This window comes from Massilia timonae CCUG 45783, assembly GCF_000315425.1.
Taxonomy (GTDB): domain Bacteria; phylum Pseudomonadota; class Gammaproteobacteria; order Burkholderiales; family Burkholderiaceae_D; genus Telluria; species Telluria timonae.
Genome location: NZ_JH992923.1, coordinates 866,430 through 881,112 on the forward strand (window position 1 = coordinate 866,430; position 14,683 = coordinate 881,112).

At 66.8% G+C, this 14,683-nt stretch carries 10 protein-coding genes; 5 read left to right on the forward strand and 5 right to left on the reverse strand.

Going from position 1 to position 14,683, the window contains the following annotated elements; genetic code table 11:
- Positions 1-103: 103 nt before the first annotated feature.
- The 4 genes from HMPREF9710_RS13815 to HMPREF9710_RS13830 form a co-directional block, all read right to left on the reverse strand.
- Positions 104-1,750, reverse strand: a complete 1,647-nt coding sequence (locus HMPREF9710_RS13815) for a Na+/H+ antiporter (RefSeq protein WP_005667271.1) — start codon at positions 1,748-1,750, stop codon at positions 104-106.
- A 116-nt stretch (positions 1,751-1,866) separates the two neighbouring features.
- Positions 1,867-3,702, reverse strand: a complete 1,836-nt coding sequence (locus HMPREF9710_RS13820) for a putative bifunctional diguanylate cyclase/phosphodiesterase (protein WP_229409796.1) — start codon at positions 3,700-3,702, stop codon at positions 1,867-1,869.
- Between the two features lie 211 nt (positions 3,703-3,913).
- Complete coding sequence (locus tag HMPREF9710_RS13825) at positions 3,914-6,163, reverse strand: hybrid sensor histidine kinase/response regulator (protein ID WP_005667273.1); 2,250 nt, start codon at positions 6,161-6,163, stop codon at positions 3,914-3,916.
- Positions 6,160-7,323, reverse strand: a complete 1,164-nt coding sequence (locus HMPREF9710_RS13830; RefSeq protein ID WP_040776262.1) for a pyridoxal phosphate-dependent aminotransferase — start codon at positions 7,321-7,323, stop codon at positions 6,160-6,162. The genes HMPREF9710_RS13825 and HMPREF9710_RS13830 overlap by 4 nt, the downstream gene beginning before the upstream one ends.
- Positions 7,324-7,510: 187 nt before the next feature.
- On the opposite strand from HMPREF9710_RS13830, the gene HMPREF9710_RS13835 reads away from it, so the two are divergent.
- The 5 genes from HMPREF9710_RS13835 (at position 7,511) to HMPREF9710_RS27930 (ending at position 13,409) form a co-directional block, all read left to right on the forward strand.
- Positions 7,511-9,892 (forward strand): bifunctional salicylyl-CoA 5-hydroxylase/oxidoreductase, encoded by a 2,382-nt coding sequence (locus tag HMPREF9710_RS13835; RefSeq protein WP_005667275.1) that lies wholly within the window; start codon positions 7,511-7,513, stop codon positions 9,890-9,892.
- A 24-nt stretch (positions 9,893-9,916) separates the two neighbouring features.
- Positions 9,917-10,771: an enoyl-CoA hydratase family protein gene (locus tag HMPREF9710_RS13840; RefSeq protein ID WP_005667276.1), complete on the forward strand. Its 855-nt coding sequence runs from the start codon at positions 9,917-9,919 to the stop codon at positions 10,769-10,771.
- Positions 10,771-11,913 (forward strand): acyl-CoA dehydrogenase family protein, encoded by a 1,143-nt coding sequence (locus tag HMPREF9710_RS13845; protein ID WP_005667277.1) that lies wholly within the window; start codon positions 10,771-10,773, stop codon positions 11,911-11,913. The genes HMPREF9710_RS13840 and HMPREF9710_RS13845 overlap by 1 nt, the downstream gene beginning before the upstream one ends.
- 19 nt (positions 11,914-11,932) lie before the next feature.
- Positions 11,933-12,325 (forward strand): RidA family protein, encoded by a 393-nt coding sequence (locus tag HMPREF9710_RS13850; protein ID WP_005667278.1) that lies wholly within the window; start codon positions 11,933-11,935, stop codon positions 12,323-12,325.
- Between the two features lie 217 nt (positions 12,326-12,542).
- Entirely contained in the window at positions 12,543-13,409 is an 867-nt protein-coding gene (locus HMPREF9710_RS27930; RefSeq protein ID WP_005667279.1) for a hypothetical protein, read from the forward strand.
- A gap of 73 nt (positions 13,410-13,482) precedes the next feature.
- Here HMPREF9710_RS27930 and HMPREF9710_RS13860 read toward each other — a convergent pair whose 3' ends face one another.
- Positions 13,483-14,460: an IS481 family transposase gene (locus HMPREF9710_RS13860; RefSeq protein ID WP_005667280.1), complete on the reverse strand. Its 978-nt coding sequence runs from the start codon at positions 14,458-14,460 to the stop codon at positions 13,483-13,485.
- Positions 14,461-14,683: the final 223 nt, after the last annotated feature.

A 14,683-nucleotide genomic window follows, 5' to 3' on the forward strand; every position in this document is an offset into this window, starting at 1 on the left:
CTTCCAGCCGATCCTACCCTTGGCTTCCCCTGCTCACTGTACGCGAAGTAACGTAGGCGCAGTCCGAAGCACGTAGGCGCAATCTGACTCCGACTGCACCTGCTCAGCGGTAGCGCGCCTCGACCAGGTCGATCTCGCGCAGCAACTTGCGCGCGATCTCGTCCGACAGCTGGTTGTGGCGCGCCATGCGCAGCAGCACCGCGCGTTCCTGCTCGAGCGCGGCCAGGCGGTAGTGGCGCTCGGCGCTCTCGGCGGCGCGTGCGCGGTCCGGGTCGACGCCCGCGCCCGTGCCGCCGTCGAGCCGGTACTGGTACAGGCTGCGCACCTGGTCGGCCGCGCTGGCGTGCATCTCGGCCGCGCCCTCGGCATCGCAGCCCGAGGTCGGCGGCGGCGGAGGGGCCGTGGCGATCGCTTCCAGCGCCGCCAGCGCGGCGGCGTGGCGCGCTTGGTCTTCCTCGCTTTCGTGGGCCGCTTCGGCCGGCAGTTCCAGGCCGCGCAGCACGCGCGGCAGGCCGACGCTGGCCAGCACCAGCGACACCACGATCACCGCGCTGGCCAGGAAGATCACCAGGTCGCGGCCCGGGAACGGCGTCCCGTTCGGCATCGCCAGCGGCAGGGTCAGCACGCCGGCCAGGGTGATCGCGCCGCGCACGCCGGCCAGCGAGGTGGCCAGGATCAGGCGCGGATTCGGACGGTAGACGGCCTGCTCCTGGCGCCGCGCGGCCAGCAAGGTCAGGCGCAGCGAGACCCAGACCCAGATGAAGCGCAGCAGGATCAGGCCGACGCTGATGGCCAGCGCATTGCCCAGCAGCCACCATACATCATGGGCCGCCGGCAGTTCGGGCGCGACCAGGGCGGCGCTGACGATGGATGGCAGTTGCTCGCCGAGCAGCACGAACATCACGCCGTTCAGCGCGAACTGGACGGTATCCCAGACCACGGCGCGGCGCACGCGGGTGGTGGCCAGCGCGCGGCCGCTCAGCTCGACGTAGCTCATCGTGACGCCGGCCGCCACCGCCGCCAGGATGCCCGAGGCTTGCAGGTGCTCGGCCGCCAGGTAGGCGCCGAAGGGCAGCAGCAGGTTGACCAGGATCGGGGAGCCGCTTTCCTCGCCGATGCGCGCCGCCAGCATGCGCTGGGCCCAGCTGACGGCGATCGTCAGGCCGACGCCGATCGCGATTCCCGCGAGCGCCACCCACAGGAAGGTGAGGGTGGCGTCGCCCAGCGAGAAGGTGCCGGTGAGCGCGGCCGCCACCGCGAACCGGAAGCACACCAGGCCGCTGGCGTCGTTGAGCAGCGACTCGCCCTCGAGGATGTGCATCAGGCGCGGCGGAATCGGCACGCGCGCCGCGATCGACGACACCGCGACCGGATCGGTGGGCGCCAGGATCGCGGCCAGCGCGAACGACACGGCCAGCGGCAGCGACGGGATCAGCCAGTGGATCAGGAAGCCGGCGCCGATCACGGTGAACAGCACCAGGCCGAGCGCCAGCTCGAGGATGGTCGAGCGGTCGCGGAACAGGCCCACCTTGGGAATGCGCCAGCCGTCGAGGAACAGCAGTGGCGGCAGGAACACGAGGAAAAAGATGTGCGGCTCGAGGCGCACGCCATGGCTGGTGGTGCTGGAGATGGCGGCGCCGAGCGCGATCTGGACCAGCGGCAGGGGGACGGCGAACGGCAGTATCCGCACCAGGTAGCCGCTCGCCACCACCGCCAGCAGCATTGCCAGTACGATTCCTACCTCATCCATCGATATCCCTCCCGTCCAAACATGGCATGACAACATGAAATGATACGGGATCGCGGCGATTTACGCCGGAGGCGCTCGTGCAGCGCCGGCAGCGCAGGCCAGCGAACCGTGCGAACTCAGGACGACCGGCGCAGATGCTCGAGCAGCGCTTCCAGCGGCATCGGCCGGTGGAACAGATAGCCCTGCATGCTGGCATTGCCGTGGCGCGCGAGATACCCGGCCTGGGCCTCGGTCTCGACGCCTTCGGCGACCACGCGCAGGCCCAGGTGGCCGGCCATCGACAGGATCGACTGCACGATCGCGGTGCCGTCCTTGTCGTTTGGGGTGTCGCGGATGAAGCTCTTGTCGATCTTGAGTTCGTACAAGGGCATGCGGGTCAGGTAGGCCAGGCTCGAGTAGCCGGTGCCGAAATCGTCGACCGAGATCCGCACGCCCAGCGCCGCCAGCTCGTGCATGCGGCCGATGGTCTGGTCGAGGCGGTCGACCAGCAGGCCTTCGGTGACCTCGAACACCAGCTGGCCGGGCGGCACCCCGGTGTCCTTCAGGATGCTTTCCACCCGCGCCACGAAGTCGGGCTGGCGGAACTGCATCGGGCTGACGTTGACCGACAGCGGCAGCGGATGGCCGGCGCGCGCCAGCGCATGCCAGGCCAGGCAGGTTTCACGCAGCGCCCACTCGCCCAGCGGCACGATCAGGCCGCTCGACTCGGCGACCGGGATGAACTGGTCGGGCGGCACGCTGCTGCCGTCCTTGCGGCGCCAGCGCATCAGGAGCTCGGCCCCGCTCGGGCGCCGGGCGCCATCGACCTGCAGTTGCAGGTGCAGCGACAGCTCGCCGTGCTCCAGCGCCAGGCCCAGGTCGCGCTCGAGGGTGAGGCGGCGTTCGGCGTCGCGCAGCATGCCGGCCTCGAACAGGGCGACGCCGTTACGGCCGCGCGCCTTGGCGTGGTACATGGCGGTATCGGCCTCGCGCAGCAGGTCGTGCACCGCGAGCGGCGCGCCCGCCGCCGCGGTCAGCGCGACGCCGATGCTGGTGGTGGCGTAGTAGCGCTGGCCCTCGATGATCATCTTTTCGCACAGCGCGCCGCGGATCTCTTCGGCCAGCGCGAGCGCGCGCGTGGTGGCGGCGCTGGCCTGCGCGCCCAGGTCGTCCAGCAGCACCACGAATTCGTCGCCGCCCAGGCGCGCCACGCAGGCCCGCGCTCCGGCCACCGCCGCCAGGCGTTCGGCGGCCTGGCGCAGCAGCTGGTCGCCGACGGCATGGCCGCGCGCATCGTTGACGTTCTTGAAATTGTCGAGGTCGACATACAGCAGCGCGCCCAGGGCGCTGTTGCGGCGCGCCCCCTCGGCCAGTTCGGCCAGGCGGTCCATCAGCAGGCGCCGGTTCGGCAGGCCGGTCAGCACGTCGTAGAAGGCCAGGCGGTTGACGGCGTCGGCGGCGGTGCGCGCTTCCTGCGCCGAGCGCGCCAGACCCTTGAAGAGGGTGCCGGCGGCAAAGGTGACAAGGCCGCCGACGCAACTGAAGTTGATCGCCACCACCACCGAGGACAGCAGCGGATCGGTCTCCAGCCCCGGCACGTACAGCCGCGCATAACCGTTCACGCCGAACGCCACGATGCACACCGCGCCAAAGGCGAGCGTGAGGATGCCGGGCCGGTTGCCGAGCAGGATCACGGCCATGATCGGCGGCGCCATCAGGTAGTTCAGGCTCACCGGCCCCACCGCCAGCATCAGTCCGATGGCGACCATGAACAGCACGGCCAGGAAGTTCAGCACGCGGAAAGTGTGGGGCAGGCGGTCGAGGCGCCAGATGGCGAAGATCCAGGCCAGGGCCACCGCATCCATCAGCGCGATCTGCCACAGGCCCTGGCGCAGCGCCAGGGCGATGCTCGGCAAGGCGGCGCTGGTGCCCAGCACCAGCACGATCGGCAGCAAGGTAGAGAAAACACGCACGCGCCATCGCGCGATATCATCAGTGGGAAGCATCAGGCAGCATCCAGGTCAGCATGCCCACAGAATTTCTCCAGAGTGCATAAATTGCTCGTAGGCAAATTTTATGTAGGCGGCATGGCGATTGTCACGCGATATTTACACGGATGTTGCTTTGAAACGACCAAAGGTGAAATGACAACAGGCCCGCGTCGACACGATGCGGACCTGCTCTTCAGCGCGCGGCCGCCGTGGCCAGCAGCTCGCCCAGCTGCAGCGTGTTGACCGGCTTGACCAGGTAATGGTCGAAGCCGGCCTGGCTGGCCGCCTCGCGGTCTTGCTGGCGTCCGTAGCCGGTGGCGGCGACCAGGGTCGCGCCGCTGGTCTGCGGCAGGCGGCGCAGGCGGCGCGCCAGTTCGTTGCCGTCCATGTCGGGCAGGCCGATGTCGAGGATGCAGACCTGCGGCGCGAACACCTTGGCGATCTCGAGCGCGTCGACGCCGCAATAGGCGATCTCGACCTCGTTCCCGGTGGCGCGCAGGAACAGGTTGAGCGTGTGCGCGGCGTCGAGGTTGTCGTCCACCACCAGGATGCGCAGCGCGTTCGGCACGGCCGCATCGGGGATCGGGTTGCCGGCGGACGGATGACCGAGCAAATGCGCCGGCAGGGGCGCGCTTTCCTGCCGGTGGCGCGGCAGGCGCACGGTGAAGGTGCTGCCGCGGCCCAGGCCGGGGCTGTGCGCGCTGACGCTGCCGCCATGCAGCTCGACCAGGCTCTTGGCCAGCGCCAGGCCCAGCCCCAGGCCGCCCTGCGAGCGGTCCGGGGTGCGCTCGGCCTGGGTGAACAGGTCGAACACGCGCTCGACCAGGCGCGCCTCCATGCCGATGCCGTCGTCGCTCACGCTCAGTTCCCAGTCGCCGCCGGCTTCCAGCAACTGGAGCTGGATGTGGCCGCCCTCGGGGGTGTACTTGGTGGCGTTGCCCAGCAGGTTGGCCACCACCTGCACCAGGCGCTTGTGGTCGCCCTTGGCCTGGGCTGGGCCGCTCGGCAGGTCGAGCACCACCTTGTGGCGCCGCGCGCCGATCAGCGGGCGGATCTGCTCGGCGGCGTCGTCGATCACGTTGCGCAGGTCCAGCACCTGGGTCGACAGCGACACCAGGCCGCGCGTCACGCGCGACACGTCCAGCAGGTCGTCCACCAGGCTGGTCATGTGCTCGACCTGGCGCGCGATGATGGCGCAGGTCTGGGTGATCTGGGCGTTATCCGAGTGCAGCAGCTTGAGCAGGTGGGCGCCGGTGCTGATCGGCGCCAGCGGATTTCTCAGCTCGTGCGCCAGCATCGCCAGGAATTCGTCCTTGCGCTGGTCGGCGGCGCGCAGTTCGCGCTCGGCCTGGCCGCGCGCGGTTTCCTTTTTCTGCAGGTTCTCGGCCATCTCGTCGAGCGCCGCCGCCAGCCGCCCGATCTCCTCGTTGCCGTACTCGATCCGGGTGCGCGCGTCGAGTTCGCCGGCGGCGATGCGGCGCGCGACCGTGGTCAGGCCGCGCACCCGCTGCACGATCAGCTTTTCGCCGGCCAGCCAGGCCGCCAGCAGCGCCAGCAGGGTGGTGGCGCCAAGGCCGAGCAGGGACATGAACTGGGCGTCGCGTGCGACCTGGGTGATCAGGTCGGTCGGCATCCCGATGGTGATGGTGTAGTCGGTGAGGGTCGGCGAGCCGACGCGGGCGAAGGCGTGCAGGCGCTCGATCCCGTCCTCGCCGCGCACCACCAGCGCGCGCTCGTGCGGCCCGCGCATGGCGTCCAGCAGTTCGCCGGTGACGCGCTTGCCGAACCAGCGTTCCGGGTCGGGGCGGCGCGAGATCAGGTTGCCCGAAGCGTCGGCCGTCTCCAGGATCGAACCGGGCGGCATGCTGATGTCGTTGACGAAGGTGTCCAGGCCGGCCAGGTCCATGGCCGCGAACACCACTGCCACCACGTCGCCCGAGCGGTCGATGACGGGATAGGTGAGATTGATCGTGTGCTTGCGGATCACGCGCCCGAACACGTAGTCGCTGGCGATGAAGCGGCGTTCGGCGATCGCGCGCTTGAAATGGCTGCGGTCGCCCAGGTTCACCGGGTGCAGCATCGGCACCGCGCTGCAGGTGACCTCGCCGTCCAGCTGGATCAGGCCGAAATTGACATAGCCCTCGTTGCGGTCGAGGACATTGGCCAGCAGGGCATTGCAGCCGGCGGTGTCGCCCATCAGGTCGGGCACGCTGACCAGGTCGACCAGGATCTGGCGCGCGCGGTCGATCGATTGCGCCTCGTTGGCGGCCGCCAGCGCGGTGAGGCGCTTGAGGTTTTCTTCCGAGGCGCGGATCGCCGCCTCGCGTTCGCGCAGGCCGCCCAGCACGGTGACGACGGCGATCGGTGTGATCGCCAGCAGCACCAGCAGCATCAGGCGGCTGCGCAGGCTGTTCAGGCGAAAACGTCCCAGCAAATTGCTCATCGAGGCTCCGCCGACTGCGCCAGGCGCGTGCCGAACGCGATGATGCGGCGCACGCCTTCCATCAGGGTGTCTTCGTCGTCCGAGATGTAGCCGATGCGGATGAAGCCGGGCTCGCCGAGCGCGTCGCCCGGCATCAGCGCCACCCGTTCCTCCTCCAGCAGGCGTTCGGCGAAGCCGACCGTGTCCATGGTGAGCCCACGCACGTCGCCCCACAGATAGGGGCCGGAAGCCGGCGCATGCATGGTGATCCAGGGCGCGTCGGCGAACCGGCGCACCACCAGGTCGCGCCGCGCGCGGTAGTCGCGCAGCAGTTCGTGCGGGGTACCGGTAGCGAAGGCGGCCACCGCCGCCACCTGCGACAGGTGCGGCGCGGCGGCTGTGATCGGCCCCTGCAGGGTCTGCATCGCATTCACCAGCGCGGCGGGGGCGAGCGCGAAACCGACCCGCCAGCCCATCATGGCATAGCTCTGCGAGGCCGAGAACAGGGTGACCACGCCGACGGCGCGCCAGTCGCACAGCGCCGCCAGCGTGACGTGCTCGCCGTCGAAGATCAGGTGTTCGTAGCTCTCGTCGACGATCACGTGCACGCCGCCGGCCGTCGCCCAGTCGCGCACCAGTTCGAGCTCGCGCCGGGTGTACACCTTGCCGGTCGGGTTGTGCGGGTTGTTCAGGACCAGCACCTTGACCTTGCCGAGGGCCGCCAGGCAGGCCTCGGTCAGCGTCTCCGGCAGGTCGGCCAGCACCACCTCGAGTCCCAGCAGTTCGGCGGTGGCGAGATAGGCCGGCCAGTGCGGACGGAACACGGCGATGCGGTCGCCCGGATCGGTCATCGCGTACAGCGCCTGGTAATACGCCTGTTTGCAGCCGTTGGTCACGATGATCTCGTCCGCCCGCGCCTCGATCCGGTTCTCGCCGGCGAGCTTGGCGCGTAGCGCCTCGCGCACCTTCAGCGCGCCGCCCACCTCGGTGTACGGCAGCGTGCGTTCGCGCTCGATGGCGCCGGAGACGGCGTCCAGCACGCTGGCCGGGGCCGGAAAGTGCGAAATCGCGATCGAGAAATCGATTACGCGCTCGCCCGCATTGCGCAGCGCTTCGGCGCGGCCATGCATGGCGGTGGTGGCAAGGGGGCGGGAGTGCGCGATTCGGTTTGAAATGTTCATCGTGTCTGGCGAATTATCCAAGTTGGGTGGCCGGCTGCGCATGGTCCGGAATCTCGGTTCTGCTCTTTCTGGATTGTACTAAAAATTGGCATTTTTCAGAGGGCCATTCTTTCGTGCGCAACAAGTGGTTGACACCTCAAGCATTGGGGCAGGTAAACTAGGCGCCATACCAGCACCCGGAGGGATCATGAACATCGTTTGCGTCGGCGGCGGCCCGGCCGGCCTCTACTTCGGCCTGCTCATGAAACTGCGCCACCCGACGCATGCGGTGACTGTCGTCGAGCGCAACCGGCCCGGCGATACCTTCGGCTGGGGCGTGGTGTTCTCGGACCAGACCCTGGGCCAGCTGGCCCGGGCCGACGAACCGAGCGCACGCGCCATCCTGCACGCGTTCAATCACTGGGACGCGATCGACGTCCACTTCAAGGGCGCCACCATCACCTCGCACGGCCACGGCTTTTGCGGCATCGGGCGCAAGCGCCTGCTCGACATCCTCGCGGCGCGCTGCCGCGCGCTGGGCGTGGAGCTGGTGTTCGAAACCCGGGTCGACGACGTGGCCGAACTGGCGCGCCGCCACCGCGCCGACCTGGTGGTGGCCGCCGACGGCGTCAACAGCGCGATCCGCCAGCACTACCGCGACGCGTTCCAGCCCGAGGTCGAGGAGCGCCTGTGCCGCTTCGTGTGGCTGGGCACGCGCAAGCGCTTCGACGCCTTCACCTTCGCCTTCGAGGAGACCGAACACGGCTGGTTCCAGGCGCACGCCTACCAGTACGACGACGAGACCTCGACCTTCATCATCGAGACGCTCGACACGACCTGGCGCGCGTGCGGCCTGGCCGACATGGACCAGCCGGACGGGCTGGCCTTCTGCGAGCGCCTGTTCGCGCGCCACCTGGACGGCCAGCCGCTGATGGCGAACGCCGCCCACCTGCGCGGATCCGGCATGTGGATCCGCTTCCCGCGCCTGGCCTGCCGCAACTGGGTCCATATGCTCGAGGTCGACGGGCGGCAGGCGCCGCTGGTGCTGATGGGCGACGCCGCCCACACGGCCCATTTCTCGATCGGCTCCGGCACCAAGCTGGCGCTGGAGGATGCGATCGGCCTCGCCGATGCGCTTGATGAAGAGGTCGATGTGGCGGCGGCGCTGGCGCGCTACCAGGAGGCGCGCCTGGTCGAAGTGCTGAAACTGCAAAGCGCGGCGCGCAATTCGATGGAGTGGTTCGAGAACGTGGCGCGCTACACGGCCATGGAGGCCGAGCAGTTCGCCTATTCGCTGCTCACGCGCAGCCAGCGGCTGTCGCACGAAAACCTGCGCCTGCGCGACGCCGCCTACGTCGACGGTTTCGAGCGCCGCTTCGCCATCGCGGCGGCGCGCCAAGCCGGCGTGGCGCCGCCCGCGGTGGCGGCGCCGCCGATGTTCACGCCCTACAAGGTGCGCGATGTGCTGTTGAAGAACCGGGTGGTGGTGTCGCCGATGGCGCAATACTCCGCCGTGGATGGCGTGGTCGGCGACTTCCACCTGGCCCACCTCGGCGCCCGGGCGCTGGGCGGGGCGGCGCTGGTGATGGCCGAGATGACCTGCGTCTCGGCCGACGCCCGCATCACGCCCGGCTGCCCGGGCCTGTACACGCGGGAGCAGATGCTGGCCTGGAAACGCATCGTCAACTTCGTGCACACGGCCAGCGACGCGAAGATCGGCGTCCAGCTCGGCCATGCGGGCGCCAAGGGCTCGACCCGGCCGATGTGGGATGGCATCGACCTGCCTTTGGCGAGCGGCAACTGGCCGCTGCTGTCGGCCTCCAGCCAGCAGTACATCGATGGGGTCTCGCAGATCGCGCGTGAAGCGACGCAGGGCGACCTGGAACGCATCAGGGACGACTTCGTGCGCGCCACCCGGGCTGCCTTCGACGCCGGCTTCGATTGGCTCGAGCTGCATTGCGCGCACGGCTACCTGCTGTCGAGTTTTATTTCTCCGCTGACCAACCGGCGCCAGGACGCCTACGGCGGCAGTCTCGAAAACCGCTGCCGCTACCCGCTCGCGGTGTTCGCGGCGGTGCGCGCGGCCTGGCCGGGCCACCTGCCGATCAGCGTGCGCATCTCGAGCCACGATTGGGTCGAGGGCGGCATCACGCCGCAGGACGCGGTGCAGATCGCGCGACTGTTCCGCGCCGCGGGCGCCGACATGATCGATTGTTCGTCGGGCCAGGTCAGCAAACTGGAGAAGCCCGTGTTCGGACGCATGTTCCAGGCTCCGTTCGCGGACCGGATCCGCAACGAGGCCGGCATCCCGACCATCGCCGTCGGCGGTATTCATGAGGCCGACCACGTGAACGGCATCATCGCCGCCGGCCGCGCCGACCTGTGCGCGGTGGCGCGCCCGCACCTGGCCAACGCGGCCTGGACGCTGATGGAAGCGGCGCGCATCGGCTACACTGGCGCTGCCTGGCCACGCCAGTACGGGGCCGGCAAACAGCAGCTGGAGCGCAACCTCGAGCGCGAACGCCAGCTGCAGGCGGCGTCCAGCGGCCTGTCGCCACAGCAGGTGGCCGCGCGCCTGCTCGAAGGCTGACTTTTCAAACATCAGGAGTCACACATGCATTATCTACCGGGGCAGTCGCACCGCCTGCCGGGCGGGCGCAGCAGCCTTGCGGGCCATGCGGCGCAGCACTTTGGCTTCGCGCTCGATGCCGGCGTCGCCACCATCACCCTGGACCGGCCAGAGCGCAAGAATCCGCTGACCTTCGATTCCTACGCCGAGCTGCGCGACCTGTTCCGCGCGCTGGCGTATGCCGACGACGTGAAGGCGGTCGTGATCACGGGCGCCGGCGAGAACTTCTGTTCCGGCGGCGACGTGCACGAGATTATCGGCCCGCTGACGAAGCTGGACATGCCCGGCCTGCTGGCCTTCACCCGCATGACGGGCGACCTGGTCAAGGCGATGCGCGCCTGTCCGCAGCCGGTGGTGGCGGCGGTCGACGGCGTGTGCGCCGGCGCCGGCGCGATCCTGGCGCTGGCTTCCGACCTCCGCTACGGCACGGCGCGCAGCCGCACCGCGTTTTTGTTCACCCGGGTCGGCCTGGCCGGCTGCGACATGGGCGCCTGCGCGCTGCTGCCGCGCGTGATCGGCCAGGGCCGGGCCGCCGAGCTGCTGTACACGGGCCGCTCGATGGATGGCGAGGAGGGCGAGCGCTGGGGCTTCTTCAACCGCCTGTGCGCGCCCGAACAGCTGCTCGGCGAGGCCAGCGCCTTGGCCGGCACGCTGGCGGGCGGCCCGACCTTCGCCCACGGCATGACCAAGAAGATGCTGCAGCAGGAGTGGAATATGGGCGTGGACGAGGCGATCGAAGCCGAGGCCCAGGCCCAGGCGATCTGCATGGCGACCAATGATTTTCATCGCGCCTACCACGCCTTCGTGGCCAAGGAACGGCCGCGCTTCGAGGGGGATTGATGGACTACCTGGACTGGCCGTTTTTTGAAGAGCGACACGGCGCGCTGGCGCGCGAACTCGACGCCTGGGCGGCGGATAACCTGATTGATGCGCATGGCGCTGACGTCGATGCGATCTGCCGCGCGCTGGTCGCGCGCCTGGGCCGCGACGGCTGGCTGCGCCATGCCGTCGGCAGCGGAAATGGGGCCATCGACACCCGCGCCATCTGCCTGATCCGCGAAACCCTGGCGCGCCATGCCGGCCTGGCCGACTTTGCGTTTGCGATGCAGGGTTTGGGCAGCGGGGCGATTTCGCTGTTCGGCACCGGCGAACAAAAGCAGCGCTGGCTGCCGCGCGTGGCGGGCGGCGCGGCGATCGCCGCCTTTGCCTTGTCGGAGCCGGAAGCCGGTTCCGACGTCGCCGCCATGCGCTGCGCTGCGCGGCGCGATGGCAGTGAATGGGTGCTCGATGGCGAGAAGACCTGGATCTCGAATGGCGGCATCGCCGATTTCTACGTCGTTTTCGCCCGCAGCGGGGAAGCCGGGCGCGGCGCGAAAGGAATCTCGGCCTTCATCGTCGACGCCGCCACCCCTGGACTGGAGATCGCCGAGCGCATCGACGTGATCGCGCCGCATCCGCTGGCGCGCCTGCGCTTCACCGGATGCCGGGTGCCGGCCGCCTGCCTGGTGGGGGAAGAAGGCCAGGGCTTCAAGGTGGCGATGGCGACCCTGGATGTGTTCCGCACCTCGGTCGCCGCCGCCGCGCTGGGCTTCGCACGGCGGGCGCTGGAACAGGCACTGGCGCGCGCCCAGGCGCGGCCGATGTTCGGCAAGACCCTGGCCGACTTCCAGCTCACCCAGGCCAGGCTGGCCCAGATGGCGCTGGAGATCGACGCCGCCGCGCTGCTGACCTACCGCGCCGCCTGGCTGCGCGACAGTGGCAAGCGGGTGACGAAGGAAGCGGCAATGGCCAAGCTGGCTGCCACCGAATCGGCGCAGCGCGTCATCGACGGCGCGGTGCAGCTGTTCGGCGGCCAGGGCGTGCAGAGCGGGCAGGTGGTGGAGAGCCTGTACCGCGAAATCCGCGCGCTGCGCATCTACGAAGGAGCAAGCGAAGTGCAGCTCCTGATCATCGCGCGCGAGCTGCTCGCGCCGAAGGTTTAACCCAGGGTCTGGAGCAGGGATGGACATTCTTCAACCGCCGGGCTGGCCGCGCCCCAAGGGCTATTCCAATGGCGTGGCCTGCCGCGGACGCCAGATCTTTGTCAGCGGCATGATCGGCTGGGATGCCGAAGGGCGCTTTCACACCGACGACTTCGTCGGCCAGGCGCGCCAGGCGCTGGAAAACATCGTCGCCGTGCTGCGCGAAGCGGGCGCGGGGCCCGAACACATCGTGCGCATGACCTGGTATGTGGTCGACAAGCGCGAGTATCTCGACGCCGGGCGCGAACTGGGCGCCGCCTACCGCGAGGTGCTGGGGCGGCACTATCCGGCCATGAGCGCGGTGCAGGTGGCGGCGTTGATGGAAGACCGGGCGCGGGTCGAGATCGAGGTGACTGCGGTAATACCTGATTAGGATAAGGCATTGCACAGACATTCAATTTCAAGTAATTAATGCTGCGCGTGTCAGACATTTTAGAGAGGTGCCTAGCCTTTAGTAGCTGCTAATTTAATGGGCGCGCTGATTCCCGGTGCGGGATATTTTTGAATGTTAGGCGACGAAGCTGTCGGGCACTTATGCAGCTATACCGTTGTAGAATAGTTTCCCGCAGAATTTATAGGATCCTTGAAAAATGCATTCGATACCTCTTCCTAGTCACCGCTGGATTTACGAAGCCTGGAGTCGCAAAACATCAGTACTTGGAGGAATTCTGGCAGTCGTATCGCTTTCCCTCGCGCATTACGCTGGCTTTTTGATGCAAGTTCCCCTGCAGATTGTGGCGGTTGCTGGTATGCCGCTGGCCCAAGGCGTAACTGCAACCTTTCTCTTTTATGTATTTTTTTGCGCAGTTGTTGCGCGAGTGTTTACGTCAATTCTTCAGCTTATCGGTCTCCCATTCCTCGCAATCAGCGATCGACTTGATCCCGGGTTGCGTCGAAAAATGGACTGGAAGCATCAGCGCCGCTTCGTTCGAACGCATAGCCAGACTATAAAGTGGGAGGGATTCGCTTGGATTATATTCCAAGCAGTTATGTTCCTATTCATGATGTTGGCGACATATGTGAAATTCGCTGTCACATGGGCTTCTGGAATTGGGCTTATCATATCTGTATTGCTTATCGTTCTATCTGGTCTTGTCCGCGCTGGGTTCTTTCTTCAGCCAAGGCCCCGGATTTTTATTCGTAAGATGAGAATGCGGCCTGCGCGTTCTGCGCGCGCTGCAGCTGCTGCATTTGTGACCATCACTGCCGCCTTAATTGTTGTGGCGTTTTTCATGGGAAGCATGCGCGCGAGTTTATTGCGAGATCAGGCTGCGCATGCGGTCGTAACAAAAGAGTTCAGCGGTGACGCCACTGTGATTGCAAGCTCTGAAGGGGCGCTTTTGTTATTTCAGAAGAAGGATGATGAACGCCGTTATATCTATTCTTCACCTGAATTTACTGCGTCGATGGAGAGTAAGAACGTATTCACGCCAATCGGAGTCAGGAAGGAGCGCTAGCAAGGCCCAGCAGTCTCTCGGCAAGAATATATGAACTCTATTTGCAATTGCGATCAAGTGTTAACACTGGCTACTAAGTGTCAAGTCCCGCCTGTTCATAAACCCGCTTAACGAATAATTCCGGCCGTTTTTGCTGCCATTCTTTGAGCGCGAGGATGGGCGTCTTTGCATCGAGTGCACGCTGCGGAATGTGGTGGTTGTATAGCTTCAAATAGTTCATCAATGTGGTCTGCAAATCGGCACGGCTGTCGAAGCGGGTCTGCTGCAGCAATTCATTGATGCGACCGTTGAAACGCTCGACCATGCCGTTCGTCTGCGGGTGCCGCGGCGGCGCCAGACGGTGCTCGGCAGGCAGTGCGGCACAAGCCACGTCGAAGGCGTGCTGGCCGCTTGGCTTTTTGTCTTTGGTGGCGAAACGGTCGGTAAATTGCGAGCCGTTGTCGGTCAGGATCTTGCTGATCTTGATGGGCGAGGCCAGCTTCAAGCGGCGCAGGAAATCGACGCTGCTCTTGTCGGTCATGTCGCCGTAGATGTGCATGAAGACCCAGCGGGTAGCGCGGTCGATGGCGACGAACAGGTAGCGGCGCGAGGTCTCGTCCGGCATCTGCGGCAGGTACTTGATGTCGATATGAATAAAGCCTGGTTCGTAGTCTTTGAAGGTCTTCTTGGGAGCGATCGTTTCGCCCTCGGCCTTCGGGATCACGTCTTCAAGACGCGACATGCCTTCGCGCTTGAGCAGGCGTGCAATGCCTGATCGAGAAACGTCGGGATTGATGTACTGCCGCGTGATGAACAGCAGATCATCGAGGGGCAAGTAGAGCGACTGGCGCAGCGCGAGCACGATGGCTTCCTGCGCTGCGCTCAAGGTCGTATGCAGCGTGTGGGCACGGTGCGAGCGGTCCTGCACGTCGTCCCGCTTGAGCCATTTCCGGGCGGTCGGGCGGCTGATGTTGAAAACCTTCGCGGCCTGTCGGTCGGATAGGCCCGAATCCTTGATCTCCTGTCGGATTTTCGGGGTGGTACGGGCTTGCGGGTGAATGCGTGAACTCATGCTGCCAACTCCTCCTGGTGCGATTGAATGCCGGGACTGCTGAATCCAGCAATCAAGTCGTCGAGCATAGCCTTTGCACGGAACAAAGGCCAGCTACGACGAGGAAAATGATCGCACGGAACTAAACAGGTAGGCAAAGAAGGGAATCACCTGCTGCCACTGGCGCCGCCACATTGCAGCCACGGTCGGAAACTTAGTGCCCCATGGACCTTCCGCAAACGCG